The 19,645-nt window shown below is 66.4% G+C and carries 21 protein-coding genes; 16 read left to right on the forward strand and 5 right to left on the reverse strand.

Translation table 11 applies throughout. The features are described from left to right. Positions 1-9 precede the first annotated feature (9 nt). From ASG20_RS11920 to ASG20_RS11935, 4 genes are all read right to left on the reverse strand, one after another. Positions 10-252, reverse strand: coding sequence for a ribbon-helix-helix domain-containing protein (locus ASG20_RS11920; RefSeq protein ID WP_082470913.1), 243 nt, complete (start codon positions 250-252; stop codon positions 10-12). 16 nt (positions 253-268) lie between these two features. Continuing rightward, complete coding sequence (cobT, locus tag ASG20_RS11925; RefSeq protein WP_056052419.1) at positions 269-2,092, reverse strand: cobaltochelatase subunit CobT; 1,824 nt, start codon at positions 2,090-2,092, stop codon at positions 269-271. 4 nt (positions 2,093-2,096) lie between these two features. Next, positions 2,097-3,101 carry a cobaltochelatase subunit CobS gene (cobS, locus tag ASG20_RS11930; protein WP_056052421.1) on the reverse strand — a complete coding sequence of 335 codons (1,005 nt, stop codon included), beginning with the start codon at positions 3,099-3,101 and terminating at the stop codon, positions 2,097-2,099. A 178-nt stretch (positions 3,102-3,279) separates the two neighbouring features. Further along, complete coding sequence (locus ASG20_RS11935; protein WP_082470914.1) at positions 3,280-3,804, reverse strand: J domain-containing protein; 525 nt, start codon at positions 3,802-3,804, stop codon at positions 3,280-3,282. Positions 3,805-3,926: 122 nt separating this feature from the next. Between ASG20_RS11935 and ASG20_RS11940 the strand changes: the two genes are divergently transcribed. The 6 genes from ASG20_RS11940 (at position 3,927) to ASG20_RS11965 (ending at position 8,283) form a co-directional block, all read left to right on the forward strand. Continuing rightward, positions 3,927-4,214, forward strand: coding sequence for a BolA family protein (locus tag ASG20_RS11940; RefSeq protein ID WP_056052428.1), 288 nt, complete (start codon positions 3,927-3,929; stop codon positions 4,212-4,214). After that, positions 4,214-4,921 (forward strand): glutathione S-transferase, encoded by a 708-nt coding sequence (locus tag ASG20_RS11945; RefSeq protein WP_056052431.1) that lies wholly within the window; start codon positions 4,214-4,216, stop codon positions 4,919-4,921. The genes ASG20_RS11940 and ASG20_RS11945 overlap by 1 nt, the downstream gene beginning before the upstream one ends. 196 nt (positions 4,922-5,117) lie before the next feature. Continuing rightward, positions 5,118-5,501, forward strand: coding sequence for an NUDIX domain-containing protein (locus ASG20_RS11950; RefSeq protein ID WP_231420712.1), 384 nt, complete (start codon positions 5,118-5,120; stop codon positions 5,499-5,501). A 4-nt stretch (positions 5,502-5,505) separates the two neighbouring features. Beyond that, the gene (locus ASG20_RS11955) at positions 5,506-6,405 is read left to right on the forward strand and encodes a pirin family protein (RefSeq protein ID WP_056052436.1); all 900 of its coding nucleotides are present in this window, start codon (positions 5,506-5,508) and stop codon (positions 6,403-6,405) included. A 229-nt stretch (positions 6,406-6,634) separates the two neighbouring features. Next, positions 6,635-7,507 carry an alpha/beta fold hydrolase gene (locus ASG20_RS11960; protein WP_056052438.1) on the forward strand — a complete coding sequence of 291 codons (873 nt, stop codon included), beginning with the start codon at positions 6,635-6,637 and terminating at the stop codon, positions 7,505-7,507. 296 nt (positions 7,508-7,803) lie between these two features. Next, positions 7,804-8,283 carry an RcnB family protein gene (locus ASG20_RS11965; protein ID WP_056052443.1) on the forward strand — a complete coding sequence of 160 codons (480 nt, stop codon included), beginning with the start codon at positions 7,804-7,806 and terminating at the stop codon, positions 8,281-8,283. A gap of 139 nt (positions 8,284-8,422) precedes the next feature. Here ASG20_RS11965 and ASG20_RS11970 read toward each other — a convergent pair whose 3' ends face one another. Further along, complete coding sequence (locus tag ASG20_RS11970; RefSeq protein ID WP_056052446.1) at positions 8,423-9,523, reverse strand: DUF2332 domain-containing protein; 1,101 nt, start codon at positions 9,521-9,523, stop codon at positions 8,423-8,425. A gap of 46 nt (positions 9,524-9,569) precedes the next feature. Here ASG20_RS11970 and hisG point away from each other — a divergent pair, with 46 nt between their 5' ends. The 10 genes from hisG (at position 9,570) to ASG20_RS12020 (ending at position 19,638) form a co-directional block, all read left to right on the forward strand. Further along, positions 9,570-10,238: an ATP phosphoribosyltransferase gene (gene hisG, locus ASG20_RS11975; protein ID WP_231420711.1), complete on the forward strand. Its 669-nt coding sequence runs from the start codon at positions 9,570-9,572 to the stop codon at positions 10,236-10,238. A gap of 136 nt (positions 10,239-10,374) precedes the next feature. Next, positions 10,375-11,670, forward strand: a complete 1,296-nt coding sequence (gene hisD / locus ASG20_RS11980; protein WP_056052450.1) for a histidinol dehydrogenase — start codon at positions 10,375-10,377, stop codon at positions 11,668-11,670. Positions 11,671-11,883: 213 nt separating this feature from the next. Continuing rightward, complete coding sequence (gene nusB, locus ASG20_RS11985; protein ID WP_056052453.1) at positions 11,884-12,339, forward strand: transcription antitermination factor NusB; 456 nt, start codon at positions 11,884-11,886, stop codon at positions 12,337-12,339. A gap of 114 nt (positions 12,340-12,453) precedes the next feature. Next, a complete protein-coding gene (gene thiL / locus ASG20_RS11990) occupies positions 12,454-13,347 on the forward strand; it encodes a thiamine-phosphate kinase (RefSeq protein WP_056052456.1) in 894 nt (297 codons plus the stop codon). A gap of 91 nt (positions 13,348-13,438) precedes the next feature. Further along, positions 13,439-15,595 carry a sodium-translocating pyrophosphatase gene (locus tag ASG20_RS11995; protein ID WP_056052460.1) on the forward strand — a complete coding sequence of 719 codons (2,157 nt, stop codon included), beginning with the start codon at positions 13,439-13,441 and terminating at the stop codon, positions 15,593-15,595. A 260-nt stretch (positions 15,596-15,855) separates the two neighbouring features. Then, positions 15,856-17,493, forward strand: a complete 1,638-nt coding sequence (locus ASG20_RS12000) for a DNA methyltransferase (RefSeq protein ID WP_056053132.1) — start codon at positions 15,856-15,858, stop codon at positions 17,491-17,493. 180 nt (positions 17,494-17,673) lie between these two features. After that, positions 17,674-17,892, forward strand: coding sequence for a translation initiation factor IF-1 (infA, locus tag ASG20_RS12005; RefSeq protein WP_031441079.1), 219 nt, complete (start codon positions 17,674-17,676; stop codon positions 17,890-17,892). Positions 17,893-17,937: 45 nt separating this feature from the next. Next, positions 17,938-18,504, forward strand: a complete 567-nt coding sequence (locus ASG20_RS12010) for a Maf family protein (RefSeq protein ID WP_056052463.1) — start codon at positions 17,938-17,940, stop codon at positions 18,502-18,504. Next, positions 18,497-19,456, forward strand: coding sequence for a ribonuclease (locus ASG20_RS12015; protein ID WP_056052465.1), 960 nt, complete (start codon positions 18,497-18,499; stop codon positions 19,454-19,456). Before ASG20_RS12010 ends, ASG20_RS12015 begins: the two co-directional genes overlap by 8 nt. Then, entirely contained in the window at positions 19,453-19,638 is a 186-nt protein-coding gene (locus ASG20_RS12020) for a DNA gyrase inhibitor YacG (protein WP_056052469.1), read from the forward strand. Before ASG20_RS12015 ends, ASG20_RS12020 begins: the two co-directional genes overlap by 4 nt. Positions 19,639-19,645: the final 7 nt, after the last annotated feature.

Consider the following 19,645-nt stretch of genomic DNA (forward strand, 5'->3'; position numbering starts at 1 on the left):
GAGTAGTTCTCAACCTGGATTATCAAACAGCCATGTTCTCAATGCGCTAGCGAGATTGGGGGGATCGTCCGCGACGATGCGAATCGCATCGATCTCGGCGACGAGCGCGGACAGCGGCAGGGCAAGACGCACCGCCGCGCCTTCGAGCGCCTGCCAAAAGACCGGTTCGAGGCTGATCGAGGTCTGGTGGCCGGCGATCGTGATCGAGCGTTTGACGGGTCCGTGGAACCCGCCGGCTGGCGCCGCGATCACGCCGCCGGCCTGCGGATCATTCGGTATCGAACAGCGAGGCCAGCTGTTCGATGATCGTCCCGCCGAGCTGCTCGACGTCCATGATCGTCACGGCACGCGCGTAATAGCGGGTGACGTCGTGGCCGATGCCGATCGCGACCAGCTCGACCGGCGACTTGCTCTCGATCCAGCCGATCACCTGGCGCAGATGACGTTCCAAATACGAGCCGGAGTTCACCGACAGCGTCGAATCGTCGACCGGCGCGCCGTCGCTGATCACCATCAAGATGCGACGTTCCTCCGGCCGTGCGACTAGCCGCGCATGCGCCCACATCAGCGCCTCGCCGTCGATATTCTCCTTCAGCAACCCCTCGCGCATCATCAGCCCGAGCGAGTTGCGCGCGCGCCGCCACGGTTCGTCGGCACGCTTGTAGACGATGTGGCGGATGTCGTTGAGCCGACCCGGCTGCGGCGGACGCCCGGCAGCCAGCCACGTCTCACGGCTCTGCCCGCCCTTCCAGGCGCGCGTCGTGAAGCCGAGAATCTCGGTCTTCACGCCGCAGCGCTCCAGCGTGCGCGCGAGAATATCCGCGCTGATCGCCGCGATCGAGATCGGGCGACCGCGCATCGAGCCGGAATTGTCGATCAGCAACGTCACCACGGTGTCGCGGAAGTCGGTCTCGCGTTCGGCCTTGTAGCTCAGCGACAGCGTCGGGTTGACGATCACGCGTGCAAGGCGCGCCGCGTCGAGGATGCCCTCCTCCTGGTCGAAATCCCACGACCGCGACTGCTGCGCCATCAGCCGCCGCTGGAGGCGGTTGGCGAGCTTCGACACGGTCGATTGCAGATGCACGAGCTGCTGGTCGAGATAGCCGCGCAGCCGCGCGAGTTCGTCGGCATCGCACAGTTCGGTGGCAGCGATCACCTCGTCGAACTGCGTCGTCCACGGCTTGTAGTCGAACGCGCCGCCCATGTCCGCGAAGGGACGGTTCGGGCGGACCGGCTGCATGCCTTCCTCGCCGTCGTCGCCGGGCTCGCCGTCGATGTCGTCCATCGACTCGTCGCTCTGCTCCTGGCCGTCGCTTTCCTCGTTCTGCTGCTCGGACTGTTCGCCGCGCGCCTCGACTTCGCCCTGGCCGTCCTCGCCCTGGTCGTCGCCTTCGTCGCCCTCGTCTTGCTGCTGTTCGTCGGTGCCCTCGTCCTCGGAACCGCCTTCGTTGCTCTCCTCGGGGACCTGATCGCCCTCGACCAGTTCGAGCTCCTGCAGCATTTTTCGCGCAAGGCCCTGGAACGCTTTTTGGTCATCGAGCGCGTAGGCCAGCGCGTCGAGGTCGGTCTTGCTCTCGATCCATTCGCGGACCAGCGCGAGACCGGGCGCGGCAATCGCGGGGGATTCCTGCCCGGTCAGCCGTTCGCGCACCATCAGGCCAAGCGCGGTCGACAGCGGCACTTCGTCACGGTTGCGCGCGCGCGTAATTGGATCGGCGCGCAGGCGGACGTCGAGCGCGCGTTCGAGGTTCTCGGTGATCCCCGCATAGCCACGCGAGCCGAGCGCTTCGACTCGTGCAGTCTCGATGGAATCGAACACCGCACGCGCAACCGCGTCGACCGGCGCCGCACGATTATGCAGCGCGATGTCGTGGTGCTTTAACCTGAGCGCGAAGCCGTCCGCGAACCCACGCGCCTCCGCGACCTGCTCCAGCGGCAGAGCGCGAGCGGGCATCGGCACCTTGATGTGCTTGCCCGACTGTGTCGGCGCGTCCGCAGTGAAGGCGAGTTCGACCTCCGGTTCCTCCGAGATCGCACGCGCCGTGCCGGCAAGAACCGCCTTGAAGCGATCGAGAGGGGTTTCGTTGGCCAAAGGTTTAGGCCTTGCCCACCACGCTCTCAGGCAAGTCCTTGCCGAACACGCGCTGGTAATATTCGGCGACCAGCGGCCGCTCCGCTTCGTCGCACTTGTTGAGGAACGACAGACGGAACGCGAAGCCGACGTCGCCGAAGATCAGCGCGTTCTGCGCCCAGGTGATCACCGTGCGCGGGCTCATGACAGTCGAAATGTCGCCGTTGACGAAGCCCTTGCGAGTCATATCCGCCACCCGAACCATATTCTCGACGGTCTTCTTGCCCTCGGGCTTGTCGTATTCGCCCGACTTGGCGAGCACGATCTGCGCCTCGACCTTGGCGGGCAGGTAGTTGAGCGTGACGACGATGTTCCAGCGGTCCATCTGGCCCTGGTTGATCTGCTGCGTGCCGTGATACAGCCCGCTCGTGTCACCGAGACCGACCGTATTGGCGGTCGCGAACAGGCGGAACCAAGGGTTCGGGCGGATCACCCGGTTCTGGTCGAGCAGCGTCAGCTTGCCCTCGGTCTCCAGTACGCGCTGGATCACGAACATCACGTCGGGGCGGCCCGCGTCGTACTCGTCGAACACGAGTGCGGTCGGGGTCTGCAATGCCCAAGGGAGCAGGCCTTCGCGGAACTCGGTGATCTGCTGGCCGTCCTTCAGGACGATCGCATCGCGGCCGATCAGGTCGATACGGCTGATGTGCGCGTCGAGGTTGATCCGGATGCACGGCCATTTCAGGCGCGCCGCGACCTGCTCGATATGCGTCGACTTGCCGGTACCGTGATAGCCCTGGACCATCACGCGGCGGTTATGCGCAAACCCCGCCAGCACGGCGAGCGTGGTGTCGGCATCGAAGACGTACGCCGGATCGAGATCGGGGACGCGCTCGTCAGCTTCGGAAAACGCCGGCACTTCCATGTCGGAATCGATTCCGAACATCTCGCGCACCTTCACCATACGGTCGGGGGCGTCGAGGATCGTGGTCTCGCGGCTGTCTGGCTGGGTATTCGGGATATCGGTCATGTTGGCCTCGTGTTCCCGGTAGCTCTAGGCCAAGCGCGGGCAGTTACTCAACCGCCCCTGTAAGATTGGTCGGGCGATTGACCGGAAGAGTTAGACGAACCGCTCGCCAGCCGTGCGGTTCCGGCTGGCGCATCGCGAAATATCGATCAGAGTAAGTATGGATCACATTCCCGCTTCGTCACGCAAACGCCGCGGCGCCCTTCAGATGCTGGTACGCCGCGATCACCTTCTGCAACTCCGACTCGTGGGCGCGGTCGCCGCCGTTGCGATCGGGGTGATAGCGCCGGACGAGTTCGCTGTAGCGTTTGCGGAGCGCCGTCCGGTCGGTGTCCGTGCCGAGCCCAAGGACGCGCAACGATCGCCGTTCGCCATCCGACAGCACGCGGCCGTCTTTCCGCGCCGCGGCCATCCGCTCGCCGAAACGCGCGCCGATCGCATCGATCGGATCGGCGAAGTCCGCCCATTTCGGCGGGGTATCGCCGCCGCCGTGCGCGAACGCGCGCGTTTCGCGTTCCCAACCCGCCATCGGCCGCTGCGCATGGTGGATCTCGTCCGCGGTCATGCCGTCGAAGAAATTATAGCCGGAGTTGAACGCGCGGACATGCTCGAGGCAGAACCAGCGGAACTGCGGCGGGCCGCCGTCGCTCGGTCCTTCGAGCGGGGGCGCACGAAATTCGCCGGGCTCCTCGCAGTCGCGCCACATGCAGACGCGCCCCGTCCCTTCCACGCGGCCGTGAAACCGTGGGCTGGGGCGTTCTTTCCGCTCTTTTCGATCGTCGTCCGCCACCGGCTCCCCGCGCTTCCAAAACGGGCTATATAGGGAGCATGACAGACCTCGCCACCGGCTCCGTACAGGACCAGATCACCGCCCGCCTCACCACCGCACTCAGCCCTACGCAGCTGACCGTCGTCAACGAGAGCGGCTTGCACGCTGGCCACATGGGCGACGACGGCACCGGTGAGACCCATTTCCGTGTCGAAGTGGAAACACCGGCATTCGAAGGACTTAATCGCGTCGCGCGCCAGCGGCTCGTGAACCAGGCGCTCTCCGAACTGTTGAGCACGAAGATTCACGCGCTCGCCATCAAGGCCCGCGCGCCTGGGGAGATTTGATGGCGTACAAGCTCTGGTACTGGCCCTCCGTTCAAGGTCGCGGCGAGTTCGTCCGGCTCGCACTCGAAGGCGCCGAGATCGCGTATGAGGATTGCGCGCGCGGCGTAGGCGAAGAGGGCCTGCTGGCCGATCTCAACGATCGCACCGGCCGGACGCCGTTCGCGCCGCCGTATCTGGAGCTCGACGGTCTGGTGATCGCGCAGGTCGCCAACATCCTGATGTATCTCGGCGAGCGCCACGGCCTCGCGCCGTCGAACATGGCGGACCGGCTGTGGCTCAACCAGCTCCAGCTGACGATCGCCGACCTCGTCGCGGAGGTCCACAACGTCCATCATCCGGTCGCGATGATGGACTATTACGACGACCAGAAGCCCGAGGCGGCGCGTGCCGCCAAGCAGTTCCGCGAGGCGCGGATGCCGAAGTATCTCGGTCATTTCGAGGATGCCGCGCAAGCCAATACCGGCGACTGGCTGATCGATCACAAATGGACCTACGCCGATACGTCGCTGTTCCAGGTGATCGAGGGGCTGCGGTACATGTTCCCGAAGCGGATGAAGACGCTCGAACCCGACTATCCGAACCTGGTCCGCATCCACGATCAGGTCGCGGCGCTTCCCGGCATCAAGGCGTATCTCAAGAGCGACCGCCGCGTTGCCTTCAACACCGACGGCATCTTCCGCGCGTATCCGGAACTCGATGCGGCATGAGTCACCTTCGATCCTCCCCCGCCAGGGGGAGGTGGATCGCGCAGCGAGACGGAGGGGGCGGTAAGCGATGACCGCTGCTCCGTGTCCTCCCCCTCCGTCGCCTTCGGCGCCACCTCCCCCTGGCGAGGGAGGATCGAAGCGCACCCCACGCCCGGCCGCACGTATCCTGCTCGTCGATGGCCAGGATCGCGTGCTGATGTTCCGCTTCACCCCGACGGACCGTCCACCACTCTGGTGCACCCCCGGTGGCGCAGTCGATCCGGGCGAGACCTACGCCGCCGCCGCCCGCCGCGAACTCTGGGAGGAAGTCGGCCTCGACATCGACTGCGGTCCCGAAGTCGCACGCCGCGTCGTCGACTTCCGCACCTTCGAAGGTGTGGAGGTGACCGCGGACGAGCGCTATTTCCGGATCGACGTCGACGCCTGCGACGTGAAGGCGGGCAATCTCACCGAACAGGAGAAGCAACTGCTCGTCGGTCACCGCTGGTTTTCCCGAAACGACATCGTCGCGCATGACGAAACGCTCTATCCAGCAGACCTGGTCGAACTGCTCGACGCCACGGAACCTGCCAAGGGATAACGCCATGCTCGATGATTTCGTCCTCCAGACCATCCTGCCGTCGACGCACGATCTCGGCGGGTTCAAGGTCCACCGCACGCTGCCGAACAAGGAGCGGACGATGGTCGGTCCGTTCCTGTTCTTCGACCAGATGGGCCCGGCGCATCTCGACGTGGGGCAAGGCATCGACGTGCGCCCGCACCCGCATATCAACCTGTCGACGGTCACCTATTTGTTCGACGGCGCGATCGATCACCGCGATTCGCTCGGCACGCAGGCGCGAATCGAGCCTGGCGCAGTCAATCTGATGACCGCGGGCCACGGCATCGTCCATTCCGAACGCTCGCCCGGCGACGAGCGCGCCGAAGGGCCGAACCTGTCGGGTATCCAGACCTGGCTGGCGATGCCCGAGGCGGTCGAGGAGATCGACCCGGCGTTCGAGCACATCACCAAGGCGCAACTGCCGACGATCGAGGCGCACGGCGCCCGCTCGCGGATCATCATGGGGAGCCTGTGGGGCCAGACCGCGCCGACGACGACCTATTCGGGGACGATCTACGCCGACATCGCACTCGATCCGGGCGCGAGCGTGCCGATCGACGCAGCGGCGGAAGAGCGCGCGATCTACCTCGCGATGGGCGAGGCGACGCTGGAAGGCGTGAGGCTGGAGCCGCAGGTGCTGTATGTGCTGCGCCCCGGTATCGCGGCAACGCTGCGGTCCGCACACGGCGGCCGCGCGATGCTTTGCGGTGGCGATGCGTTCACGACGCCGCGCCACGTATGGTGGAACTTCGTCAGCTCGAACCGGGATCGTATCGAACAGGCGAAGCGCGATTGGAATGCGGGCAACTTCCCCAAAGTGCCCGGCGACGAGAAGGAATGGATCGAGATTCCGGCGATCCCGAAGACGGTCAGCTATCCCTGACTCCTCCCCTCCCGCAAGCGGGAGGGGGTAGGGGGTGGGCACGCGCTATCGCCGCCCGCTCCGTTCGAAACTGGCCGCGAGCCCACCCCCAACCCTACCGTAAACGGGAGGGGAGAACGCGCCTTCTGCTCCCCTCCCGCTTGCGGGAGGGGTCGGGGGTGGGCATGTGCCAAGGGCAGCGCGACAGGCAGGCCCTCCCCTGACCCCTCCCGCAAGCGGGAGGGGAATAATGACACTGCAACGCATCGCGTTATCCACGGGAGTCGAACTCGACGTCGCGATCAGCGGCGAGCCCGCAAACCCGCCCGTCATCCTCCTCCACGGCTTCCCCGAATCGCACCGCACCTGGCGCGACATCGCCCCCGACCTTGCCCGCGACCATTACGTGATCGCCCCCGACCAGCGCGGCTTCGCGCGCTCCTCCAAACCCGAAGGCGTCGACAGCTACACCCCCGAGAAGATCGTCGCCGACCTGATCGCGCTCGCCGACCATCTCAAGATCGACCGCTTCACGCTGGTCGGCCACGACTGGGGCGGCGCGGTGGCCTGGATGGCCGCGTTGCGCCACCCCGAGCGCATCGCGAAGCTCGTCATCATCAACGCGCCCCACCCGCTCGTCTTTCAGCGGACCATGTTCGACGACCTCGAACAGCGCGCCGCCAGCCAGTATATCCGCGCCTTCCGCAACCCCGATCTCGAAAAGCACATCGAATCGATCGGCCTCGAAACCTTCTTCGACACCAGTTTCGCAAAGCACGCCGATCTTGCCGCGATGGCCGAGGACAAGGCCGCCTATCTCGACGAATGGGGCCAGCCCAGCGCGATCACTGCGATGCTCAACTGGTACCGCGCGAGCGCGATCGTCGTCCCCGCGATGGACGAAACGCCCCCCCGCCCCGCCTTCCTCGACGCACCGTTCCCGCCGACCGCGATGCCGGTGCTGGTGATCTGGGGAATGCAGGACAGCGCATTGCTGCCAAGCCAACTCGACCTTGGCGCGTATGTGCCGGACCTCACGATCGAGAAGATCGATGCGGGCCATTTCGTACCGTGGCAAAAGCCCGATGCGGTGATCGCCGCCATGCGCCGCTGGGGTATCTGACACGATCTGCGGTCAGCAATGTACGTACCGCTGGCCTACGTTGAAACCACCCCGGCGAAGGCCGGGACCCACTCGGGTAACGGCCGAAATTTGGAACTGCGCTACGTTACTGCAACCTCTCCAATTGGACCCCGGCCTTCGCCGGGGTGGTTTGACTGTTAATAGGGCAGGGAACACAGAATCGGGCATGCGCCACCTGTCTGAATCCTGACGACCGCATTCTGCGATCGTTCAGCGCGACGGGCGCAAAACGCTGTCCATGCCGTCGATTCGGCGTCGAACACAGGAGAGCAGTCATGCGCAAGATGATCCTCGCGGCCGTCGCCGCCGCCACCCTCGTCCCAACCGTCGCCACCGCACAGAGCTACGGCGAAGTCCGCCACGACCAGCGCGAAATCCGCGAGAGCCAGCGCGACCTCCAGCGCGCGAGGCGCTACGGCGACCGCCACGACGTCCGCGAAGCCCGCCAGGAACTGCGCGAAGACCGCCGCGAGGCGCGCGAGGACTGGCGCGACTATCGCCGCACGCACGGCGACCTCTACCGCCGTCCGGCCTATGCCGGCCCGCGCGGCTATCGCTATCGCCCGGTCAATGTCGGCTACCGGTTCGCGCCCGAATATTACGGCCGCAACTATTGGATCAACGACTATCAGACCTATCGCCTGTCGCGCCCGGCGTCCGGCTATCAGCGCTGGGTCCGCTACGGTCGCGACGTCGTCCTGGTCGACACGCGCTCGGGCCAAGTGGTTCAGGTCAACAACGGCTTCTTCTACTGAGCCGGACGTCCCATCCCTCACCCCGGGCGTGTTCCGGGGTCCACCGGTCCGCCAACTCGAAGCGATCGATGCGCGGAACGGTGGATGCCGGAACAAGGATTTCCTGAGCTCGTCGAAGGGTCCGGCATGACGGGGGACCTCAATCCTTCTCGTACGCGCCACGCCGCATGACGTAATCGCGCGTCTCGTACGGCAGCGACAACCCATCGACCCAGGCGCCATGTGCATGCGTCAGCGCGACCAGCTCCATTGCCCGCTCCCCCGGCCAACCGCGCACGCGCACTTCATGCCGGTGCAGATCGCGATTCGGCTCCATCATCACCCAGCCAAGCGGTCGCTTCACCGTCGCCCGCGCACCCGCCGCCGCCATCGCGACCCGGATACGCTCGCGGGAGGTCGCCGGCAGATACTGCCACACTACCGAATGCATCAGCACGCGCGTGACGCCCTCGGGCTGCGGCTCGTCCAATTGCGCCTCGACCCAGTCCGCCGCATCGCCTTCGACCAGATCGACGCCGCCGTCCCGCACCATCGCGATCGCCGCCGCGAGCCGCGCCTGTCGCTCGACCGCATCGACCCAGACATACGCTTCCAGCCGTGCCGCAGCGTCCGGATCGGCGACGTCCACCGGGTGGATATCGACGCCGCGGGTCGACCTGATCTTGACGGGCGCGTTCGGCGGCGGCGGCCCCCGCCATTCGGGACGGATCGTCACCGGCGATGTATCCGGCCCGACATTCACGCCGCCGAGATCGAACCGATAGCGGTCGATCAGGAGGTTCAGCCCCGCACTCGATCCGATTTCCAGCACCTCGAACCGCCGCCCGTATCGCTCGGCCAAATGGAGGATCCCGGTCATCATCCCCGCGGACCGCGCCGCCTCGTTGGTCTGTGGTGGCCCATCGAGCCACGGCAGCAACGCCGCATCCTGAGCGACCAGCGTCGCCTGCAAAGCGGCCGCCACGCGTACCGGGTCGGTTTCCGCCCCGGCGAACACGGCAGAAAGCGCCGGATCGACGCCCGCCCGGTGCAGCGCATGCAATCCGCCGACCAGCCGCAACGCCAGCGCATCCGCGACCGGCTCGCCCATCCAGTCGAGCACCCGCCGCCCCGTCTCGCTCTCGCGATCCACCGCGGTCGCCAGCGCAGTGCAGACCCGCGCGGTAATCGGCGCGTCCATCGCGGTGCAATAGCCCGCCTGGATGTCGAACGCCGCACGGTTAGTCGGTTCATTTGCCATGTGCAGGTTGTTGCACCCGCCAAGCCCCCCCCGTAAAGCCCGGCGCGTGCCAGAGTCCCAGATCATCATCGCCGTCCCCAAGGGACGCATCCTCGCCGAGGCCCTGCCGTTGCTCGCGCGCGCCGGGGTGCATCCCGAAGCGTCCTTCTCCGACGAGAACTCGCGCGCGCTCCGGTTCGCGACCAACGATCCGGCGATCTCGCTGATCCGGGTGCGCGCGTTCGACGTCGCCACTTTCGTTGCGCACGGGGCTGCGCAACTCGGCATCGTCGGTTCGGACGTGATCGCGGAGTTCGGCTATTCCGAACTCTACGCGCCGGTCGATCTCGGCATCGGCCATTGCCGGCTGTCGGTCGCCGAGCCTGCCGAGATGGCGGCACAGGACGACCCGCGCGGCTGGAGCCATGTCCGCGTCGCGACCAAATACCCGCATGTGACAGCTGCGCATTTCGCAGCCCGCGGCGTGCAGGCGGAATGCGTGAAGCTCAACGGTGCGATGGAACTGGCGCCGACGCTCGGGCTCGCGCCGCGCATCGTCGACCTCGTATCGTCGGGCCGCACGCTGCTGGAAAACGGCTTGGTCGAGGTCGAGACGATCATGGAAGTCACCAGCCGCCTGGTGGTCAACCGCGCCGCGATGAAAACGCGCGCGAGAGTCGTACCATTGGTCGAGGCGTTCCGTCGCGCTGTCGAAGCGCAGGAGATCGCGGCATGAGCGCGCTCTTCTGCTCCCCTTCCCGCAAGCGGGAAGGGGTCGGGGGTTGGGCTCGCGCCATCCTCAACCGTAACGCCAGCGGTGAGCGCGTGCCCAACCCCAACCCCAACCCCTCCCGCATGCGGGAGGGGGGCAAGTGATCCGCCTCAATACCACCGATGCCGACTTCGCCACCCGCTTCACCGCCCTCGTCGAAGACCGCCGCGAATCCGACGCCGGCGTCACGCAGGACGTCGCCACAATCATCGCGTCCGTCCGCCGCGACGGCGAAACCGCGCTCCGCGACCTCACGCAAAAACACGACCGCCACGACCTCGAAACCACAGGCTGGCAGATCGACGCCGCCGATTGCAAGGCCGCCTTCGACGCACTCGACCCCGACCTCCGCACCGCGCTCGAACTCGCCGCCACCCGCATCCGCGCGTATCACGAGAAGCAGCGCCCGCTCGACAGCGACTCGGTCGACACGGCGGGTGTGAGACTCGGCGCACGCTGGCTCCCCGTCGACGCCGCCGGCATCTACGTCCCCGGGGGGCGCGCCGCCTACCCCTCGTCGCTGCTGATGAACGCGATCCCCGCCAAGGTCGCGGGCGTCGGCCGCCTCGCGATGGTCACGCCGACCCCCGACGGCCAGATCAACCCGCTCGTCCTCGCCGCCGCGCACCTCGCCGGCGTCGACGAAGTGTGGCGCGTCGGCGGTGCACAAGCCGTCGCGGCGCTCGCCTACGGAGCAGGCCGGATCGAACCGGTCGACGTCATCACCGGCCCCGGCAACGCCTGGGTCGCCGAGGCCAAGCGCCAGGTCTACGGTGTCGTCGGCATCGACATGGTCGCCGGCCCCTCCGAGATCGTCGTCGTCGCGGACGCGCTCAACGACCCCGAATGGACCGCCGCCGACCTGCTCAGCCAGGCCGAGCACGACGTGACCACGCAGTCGATCCTGTTCACCGACGACGCAGCCTTCGCCGACAAGGTCGCGGACGCCGTCGACCGCCAATTGCGCGACCTCGCCACCGAAGCCGTCGCGCGCGTCGCGTGGGATACCAACGGCGCGATCGTCATCGTCGACACGCTGGCGGACGCGATCCCGCTGGTCGACCGCCTCGCCGCCGAGCATTTGCAACTGGCGATCCCCGACCCGCAAGGTTTCTTCGACCGCATCCGCCATGCAGGTTCGGTCTTCCTCGGCCGCTACACTCCAGAGGCGATCGGCGATTACGTCGCCGGCCCGAACCACGTCCTCCCCACCGGCCGCCGTGCGCGGTTTGCGTCGGGGCTGTCCGTGCTCGACTTCATGAAGCGCACCAGCTTCCTGGCGTTGGACGAAGCTGCGCTGCGCGAACTCGGGCCAGCCACGGTCGCGCTGGCCAATGCCGAAGGGCTCCCCGCGCACGCCAAATCGGTGGCTTTGCGCTTGCGGCTCAACAGTTAGATTGTTCGCGCAGAGGCGCAGAGAGCGCGGAGGTGTTGCGCGCGGCGTAGCCGCTACGATCTCCTCATTGAACGGTGATGGGAGGGCCGCTCCGCGGCGAGCGATACACCTCCGCGCTCTCTGCGCCTCTGCGCGAACCATTCTTCCTCACCAGCCCGCACCGAAACGCAAAGGGCTGACACACACGCCCCCCGCGCCTACAGGCAACCGCTTATGACTCGAACCGCCCCCCGCACCAAGGCGCGTGCCGCCGCTCGCCTCGCCGCCGTCCAGGCGACTTACCAGCACGAGATGGAAGGCACCGCGATGCCCGTCCTGCTCAACGAATTCCACCAGCACCGGCTCGGCGCGACGATCGAAGACGTCGAATATGCCGAGGCCGACGTCGATTTCTTCGACGACCTGGTGACCGGCGCCAACGCGCGCGCCGGCGAAATCGACGTGCTGATCGAGGGCAAGCTGGCCAAGGGCTGGACGCTGGCACGCCTCGACAAGCCGATGAAGGCGATCATCCGCGTCGGCACCTACGAACTGCTCGTGCGCAAGGACGTGCCGGTCGCCGCGGTGATCAGCGAATATGTCGATGTGGCGCATGCGTTCTACGACAAGCGCGAGTCCGGCTTCGTGAACGGGCTGCTCGACGGCATCGCCAAGGAAGTGCGGGCCTGACGAACTCCCTCTCCCCTCCGGGGAGAGGGTCGGGGTGAGGGGCTGCCAAGCAGTGCGGCGCCTGGAACGGCCCCTCACCCCAGCCCTCTCCCCGGAGGGGAGAGGGAGCAGAGAGTGACCGAAGCCGAGTTTATTGCCGCTCTCCGTCGGCTCCCGCTGCACCCGGCGGCGCGTGGCCTCAACGACGATACCGCGCTGCTCGACGCAGGCCCGCTCGTCGTCACGACCGACACGCTGGTCGAAGGCATCCACTTCCTCCCGACCGACCCCGCACAGGACGTCGCGTGGAAGCTGGTCGCGACCAACCTTTCCGATCTCGCGGCAAAGGGGGCCAGACCCGAGGGGGTCCTACTCAACTATCCGCTCAGCGACGACGCGTGGGACCGTGCCTTTCTCGAAGGGCTCGCCGACGTCCTGACCACCTTCGACACGAGGATCATCGGTGGCGACACCGTGACGCTCCCTCCGAATGCGCCGCGAGTCCTGACCCTCACCGCGTTCGGCAGCAACGCCGCGGCCCCCGCCCGAAGCGGCGCACGCGACGGCGATGCGCTCTACGTAACTGGCACGATCGGCGACGCGGGCGCTGGGCTAGCCATCGCACTCGGCGCGGAAGGCCCCGCCGAACTCCTCGCCGCGTACCGCCGCCCGTATCCACGACTCACCGATGGCCGCATCCTGGCCCCGCATGTCCACGCGATGATGGACGTATCCGACGGCCTCCTCATAGACGCATCCCGCATGGCGTTAGCCAGCGACCTCGCCGTCAGCATCGACCTAGCTCGCATCCCTCTCTCGGCCACCTACCGCGCCTTCTCCGGCGATCGGCTCGCCGCCGCGACCGCCGGCGACGACTACCAACTCCTTTTTGCTGCACCGCAAGATTTCATCACCGACGCCATTCTGATCGGCGCGTTCTCAGCCGGCTCGGGCCTTACCCTTCACGACTCGGGCACCCCCGTCCCGCTCCCGCCAAGTCTAGGCTACGAGCACATCCCCCGAGGATAACTTGCGCAATACCCCCGCACTGATAGGTTCGCTGTATCGGGACTCGGCAAAGTCGAGACCGGAGAGGACCTGACAAGAGGGATAGTGCCGTATGACGACCGTCTATTTGGCCATGATCTGCGGCGTCATCGCCGTCCTATATGGTTTCGTCACCAGTCGACAGGTGCTCGCCGCCTCCCCCGGCAACGCAAAGATGCAGGACATCGCCGCCGCCATCCAGGAAGGCGCCAAGGCGTATCTCGGCCGCCAATACACCACGATCGCAATCGTCGGCGTCATTGTCGCGGCGATCCTACTGTTTACGCTCGGCTTCACCTCGACGATCGGCTTCGTCATCGGCGCGGTGCTCTCGGGCGTCGCCGGCTATGTCGGCATGAACATCTCGGTTCGCGCCAACGTCCGCACCGCGGAGGCCGCGCGGACGTCGCTGCAGGCCGGCCTGACGCTGGCGTTCCGCTCGGGCGCGGTTACCGGCATGCTCGTGGCGGGTCTCGGCCTGCTCGCGATCAGCGCGTTCTTCTGGTACCTTACCGGACCCGCCGGCCATGCGCCCAACGACCGGATCATCGTCGAGGCGCTCACCGCACTCGCGTTCGGCGCCTCGCTGATCTCGATCTTCGCGCGGCTTGGTGGCGGCATCTTCACCAAGGCGGCGGACGTCGGCGCGGATTTGGTCGGCAAGGTCGAGGCGGGCATTCCCGAGGATGACCCCCGCAACCCCGCCGTCATCGCGGACAACGTCGGCGACAACGTCGGCGACTGCGCCGGCATGGCCGCCGATCTGTTCGAGACCTACGTCGTCACCTTGGGCGTCACGATGATCTCGATCGCGCTGCTGATCCAGGCGAGCGGCGCCGAGCTGATGCGGCTGATGACCCTCCCGCTGCTCGTCGGCGGGGTGTGCATCGTCACCTCGATCATCGGCACCTACATGGTGCGGCTCGGTGGCGGCAGCATCATGGGGGCGCTGTACAAGGGGTTCTTCACCTCGACGATCCTGTCGATCCCGGCGATCTATCTCGCCACGCAGTACGTGCTCGGCGACCTCCACCGCGTGATCGGCGGCGCAGGCTTCCTCGATCCCGCTACCGACGACTTGACCACGCAGGCCGCCCCCTCGCTGACGCAGAGCTTCACCGGCATGGACCTGTTCTGGTCGATGATGATCGGGCTCGTCGTCACCGGGTTGATCGTGTGGATCACCGAATACTACACCGGCACCAACCACCGCCCGGTCCAGTCGATCGCCAAGGCGTCCGAGACCGGTCACGGCACCAACGTCATCCAGGGCCTCGCGATCAGCCTCGAATCCACCGCGCTGCCGACGCTGGTCATCGTCGTGGCGGTGATCGTCGCGTACCAGCTGGCAGGGATCATCGGCATCGCCTTCGCCGCAACCGCGATGCTCGCTCAGGCGGGTATGGTCGTCGCGCTCGACGCCTACGGCCCCGTCACTGACAATGCCGGGGGGATCGCCGAAATGGCGGGGCTTCCCGACGACGTCCGCCAGCGCACCGACGCGCTGGATGCGGTGGGCAACACCACCAAGGCGGTCACGAAGGGCTATGCGATCGGCTCGGCGGGGCTTGCCGCGCTCGTGTTGTTCGGCGCGTACACCACCGATCTCGCGACATACTTCCCCGACGTCACGGTCGATTTCAGCCTCAGCAACCCGTACGTCATCGTCGGCCTGCTGCTCGGCGCGCTGCTCCCCTATCTGTTCGGCGCATTCGGCATGACCGCCGTCGGTCGCGCAGCCGGCGCCGTCGTCGAGGAAGTCCGCGAGCAATTCCGCAACAACCCCGGCATCATGCTCGGCACCAGCCGCCCCGACTATGCACGGACGGTCGACCTGGTCACGAAGGCGGCGATCCGCGAAATGATCGTGCCGTCGTTGCTGCCGGTCCTGTCGCCACTTGCCGTCTATTTCATCATCACCGCGGTCGCGGGCCAGGCTGCCGGCTTCGCCTCGCTCGGCGCGATGCTGCTGGGCGTGATCGTCTCCGGCCTGTTCGTGGCGATCTCGATGACCTCGGGGGGTGGCGCCTGGGACAATGCCAAGAAATACATCGAGGACGGCCACCACGGCGGCAAGGGGTCCGAAGCGCACAAGGCCGCGATCACCGGCGACACCGTGGGCGACCCGTACAAGGACACCGCAGGTCCCGCGGTCAACCCGATGATCAAGATCACCAACATCGTCGCGCTGCTGTTGCTCGCGGCGCTGGCGGGCGGCGGCGTGGGGTGATTTTAGAGTTTGATCGGCGACCGGAGGCGGGCAAGCCGTAGGACTGGGCGAACAACTGCTCGCGAATCACCATTTCACGCGGAGCGAAGACTGGCTCGAGTTCCTGACGATGATGGGGGCGTTCCTGGCAAAGCATAACTCCGCCTGAAATCAGACTTGATGCAAGTCAGATTCCGGCAAACGCTCCACATCGGACCAGTACGGCACACTCGGATGCATCTCGCTTGGACGACCGGCCTTGTGATCCGCAGTATCCGGCGATGCGGAACCGACCTGAAAACCACCTCTTCTATGGCGACAACCTAGCCGTGCTTCGCAAGGAGGTCGCAGACGAGAGCGTCGATCTTGTCTACCTCGATCCGCCGTTCAATTCGAACGCGAACTACAATATCCTGTTCAGATCGCCGACCGGGCCGAGTGCCGACGCGCAGATCGAGGCGTTCGAGGACACTTGGCACTGGAACATCGTCGCCGAAGATGCCTTCGACCAGGTCGCGCGGAGCGGCAACACCAAGGCGTTCGACCTGCTGAACGCGATGCGCGGGTTTCTCGGCGACAACGACATGATGGCGTATCTGGCGATGATGGCGGTGCGCCTGATCGAACTCCACCGCGTGCTGAAACCGACCGGCAGCCTGTATCTCCACTGCGATCCGACCGCGAGCCATTACCTGAAACTGCTGCTCGACGGGGTGTTCGGCGCCAAGCTGTTCCGCAACGAGATCATCTGGAAGCGGACGAACGCGCATAACGACGCATCGCAGGGCATGACGCGGTTCGGCCGCACGCACGACGTGATCCTGTTTTACGCAAAAGAGCGCAACGCCTGCTGGAACCTGCAATTCTCGCGCTACGACGCCTCCTATCTGAAGCAGCATTACGCGAACATCGACACCGCGGGCCGCCGCTACAAGACGTCCGATCTGACTGCGGCGAAACCCGGCGGCGACGTCAGTTACGAATTCCGCGGCGTGACGCCCCCGTCGGGTCGATACTGGGCCTATTCGCGCGCGAATCTCGAGAAATTCGATACCGAGGGCCGGCTTCAATTCGCCGCTAAATCGGGCATGCCGCGGCTGAAGCAATATCTCGAGGATATGCCCGGCGTCACGCTCGGCGACCAGTGGGACGATATCTCGCCGATCAATTCGCAGGCGCAGGAAAGGCTTGGTTATCCGACGCAAAAACCGGTCGCGCTGCTCGAACGGATCATCGCCGCATCGTCGAACGCCGGCGATGTCGTGCTCGATCCATTCTGCGGATGCGGCACCGCGGTCCATGCTGCGGAGAAACTCGGTCGGCAATGGATCGGGATCGATGTTACGCACCTCGCCATCTCGCTGATTGAAAAGCGCATGCGCGACGCCTTTCCCGCCGTCACGTTCACCGTCGAAGGCACGCCAAAGGATCTCGCCTCCGCCCACGACCTCGCCCTCCGCGACAAATACCAGTTCCAGTGGTGGGCGGTGTCGATGGTCGATGCGCTACCGTTCGGCGGCAGGAAAAAGGGTGCGGACGGCGGCATCGACGGACTGATCTATTTCAACGATCACGACCCGGCATCGGGCAAGATGGTGACGCACCGCGCGATCGTATCAGTCAAGGGTGGGCTCAATCCGGACACCACGATGGTCGAGACGCTCGCCGCGACGATCGCGCGCGAGAAGGCACCGATCGGCATCCTCATCATGAACGCCAAACCGACGCGCGAGATGGAGCGCCGTGCCGCCGCGGTCGGCATCTACCGTGCCGGCGTCGACGAGACGTTTCCCAAACTCCAGATCCTGACGCTCGCCGATCTGTTCCAAGGCAAGCGCCCGCGCATCCCCAACGTCGACCGCGCCGCGTTCCGGCGCGCAGCACGCGAGGCCAACGCGTTTCAGCCGAGCCTGCTGTGACATTCCGCGTCCGTCGTCCTCGACCGGTGCTCTTGTCCAACGACGCTTGATGGCCGATATAGGGATCAAGCAAGCGGGTTCGGGCATCACGCCCGTATCCGCCTTCGGCCGTGCTTTCCTTTTTCGCGAACCTGCGGTAAGGGCGCTCGTCCCGAAATTCCCCCAATTCAGAGATTATATTTGGCCAAGGAAGAACTGCTCGAGATGCGCGGCCGCGTGGTGGAACTCCTCCCCAACGCGATGTTCCGGGTTCAGCTCGAAAACGACCACGAGATTCTCGGTCACACCGCCGGCAAGATGCGCAAGAACCGCATCCGTGTGCTGGTCGGCGACGAGGTGCTGTGCGAACTCACGCCGTACGATCTGACCAAGGGTCGCATCACCTACCGCTTCAAATAAGCCCGTGGGTGCCTAGGCGCCTGCCGCTTCTATAACGAGGCACCAATGCTGGTCCTGGCCTCTTCCTCGCCCCGCCGCCGCGATCTGCTCGCACGGCTCGGCGTCGTGCCGTCGCGCGTGGCATCTCCCGACATCGACGAAAGCCCGCGCAAGGCCGAACCGCCCCGCGCCTATGCTCTTCGCCTCGCAGTCGAGAAGGCCAGCGCTGTCGCACGTGCGGAGGGCGAGATCGTCCTCGCCGGCGACACCACGATCGCGCTCGGCCGCCGCATCCTGCCGCCCGCCGACACGCTCGAAATCCAGCGCGACCTGCTTGGCAAGCTGTCCGGCCGACGCCACCACTGCCTGTCCGCGGTCTGCGTGATCGACGCGACCGGCAAGGTGCGCACCCGGATCGCCGACACGGTCGTCGCGTTCAAGCCGCTGTCCCCTGCCGAGATCGACGACTATCTCGCGTGCGGCGAAGGCCTCGGCAAGGCCGGCGGCTACGCGATCCAGGGCCGCGCGGAAGCGTTCGTCCGCTTCCTGTCGGGCAGTCATTCGGGGGTGGTCGGCTTGCCCCTGTTCGAAACGCGCGCGCTGTTGAAGACCGCAGGCGTCGCGCTTGCCTGACTCGGGGCCTGCATGGCTCTACGAAGCCGGCATCGGCGAAGCGCGCGCGGCTCTGGTGGACGATGATCAGATTGTCGAAGCCGCGATCGAACTCGACACCGAGGCATTGAAGGTCGGCCTCGTCGCCCGCGCGCGGCTCGTCGAACTCCTCCCGGGCCGCCGCGGTCGCGTCACGCTCGACGGCGGCGAGGCGCTGATCAACCACCTCCCCCCCGGCATCACGCAGGGCGCCAGCCTCACCGTCGAGATCGTCCGCGAGGCCCTCCCCGAAGCGGGCCGTGCGAAGCTCGCCAAGGCCGTCCCCAGCGACCTGCCGCCCTGCGCCGCCCCGACACTGTACGAGCGCCTCATGGCGACCGGCCTGCCCGTCCGCAGTCCGTTCGCGCACGAACCTGATGCGCTGGAGGCGGCGGGCTGGTCCGAACTCCTCGACGAGGCTGTGAGCGGCGAGATCGTGTTCCCCCTCGGCGCGCTCCGGCTATCGCCAACGCCGGCAATGACGCTGTTCGACGTCGACGGCGCACCGCCGCTCGACGCGCTCGCGGTCGCCGCCGCGCACGCCGTCGCCCGCGCGATTCGCCGGCATGGGATCGGTGGCTCGATCGGCATCGATTTCCCGACGATCGCCGGCAAGGCACAGCGCAACGCCGTCGCTATGGCGATCGACGAATCGCTGCCGCAACCCTTCGAGCGCACCGCGATGAACGGCTTCGGCTTTCTCCAGATCGTGCGGCCCCGTCCGCGTGCGTCGATCCCTGAGATCCTCCGCGCCGATCCGGTCGCCGCCGCGGCCCGCGCAGCGCTCCGCACGCTCGAACGCACGCCGCCGACCGCGTCGCGTCGCCACACCCTGCCTGCCGCCGTCCATGCGCGTTTGATGACGCGCCCCGACTGGCTCACGGAACTCGCGCGCCGTACGGGCGTCGTCCACGAACTGGAGAGCGCCCGATGACCGCTACCGCCTCGACCATCAAATGCCCGATCTGCGACCAGCCCGCGGTCGCCGAGTTCAAGCCGTTCTGCTCGAGTCGTCACCGTGACCGCGACCTGTTGCAGTGGCTCGGCGAAGGCTATCGCATCCCCGGCCGATCAATTGCGCAAACGGGGCTGGACAGCGCCGAAGACCCCGACTAAACGCGCC

Origin of the sequence: Sphingomonas sp. Leaf198, assembly GCF_001424005.1 — a bacterium.
Lineage (GTDB): Bacteria > Pseudomonadota > Alphaproteobacteria > Sphingomonadales > Sphingomonadaceae > Sphingomonas.

Coding starts and splice junctions, on each gene's coding strand:
- cobS (WP_056052421.1), bottom strand. CDS start 3,101: ATGACCGATATCCCGAATACCCAGCCAGACAGCCGCGAGACCACGATC.
- ASG20_RS11935 (WP_082470914.1), bottom strand. CDS start 3,804: ATGTGGCGCGACTGCGAGGAGCCCGGCGAATTTCGTGCGCCCCCGCTC.
- ASG20_RS11940 (WP_056052428.1), top strand. CDS start 3,927: ATGACAGACCTCGCCACCGGCTCCGTACAGGACCAGATCACCGCCCGC.
- ASG20_RS11945 (WP_056052431.1), top strand. CDS start 4,214: ATGGCGTACAAGCTCTGGTACTGGCCCTCCGTTCAAGGTCGCGGCGAG.
- ASG20_RS11950 (WP_231420712.1), top strand. CDS start 5,118: ATGTTCCGCTTCACCCCGACGGACCGTCCACCACTCTGGTGCACCCCC.
- ASG20_RS11955 (WP_056052436.1), top strand. CDS start 5,506: ATGCTCGATGATTTCGTCCTCCAGACCATCCTGCCGTCGACGCACGAT.
- ASG20_RS11960 (WP_056052438.1), top strand. CDS start 6,635: ATGACACTGCAACGCATCGCGTTATCCACGGGAGTCGAACTCGACGTC.
- ASG20_RS11965 (WP_056052443.1), top strand. CDS start 7,804: ATGCGCAAGATGATCCTCGCGGCCGTCGCCGCCGCCACCCTCGTCCCA.
- ASG20_RS11970 (WP_056052446.1), bottom strand. CDS start 9,523: ATGGCAAATGAACCGACTAACCGTGCGGCGTTCGACATCCAGGCGGGC.
- nusB (WP_056052453.1), top strand. CDS start 11,884: ATGACTCGAACCGCCCCCCGCACCAAGGCGCGTGCCGCCGCTCGCCTC.
- ASG20_RS11995 (WP_056052460.1), top strand. CDS start 13,439: ATGACGACCGTCTATTTGGCCATGATCTGCGGCGTCATCGCCGTCCTA.
- ASG20_RS12000 (WP_056053132.1), top strand. CDS start 15,856: ATGCGGAACCGACCTGAAAACCACCTCTTCTATGGCGACAACCTAGCC.
- ASG20_RS12010 (WP_056052463.1), top strand. CDS start 17,938: ATGCTGGTCCTGGCCTCTTCCTCGCCCCGCCGCCGCGATCTGCTCGCA.
- ASG20_RS12020 (WP_056052469.1), top strand. CDS start 19,453: ATGACCGCTACCGCCTCGACCATCAAATGCCCGATCTGCGACCAGCCC.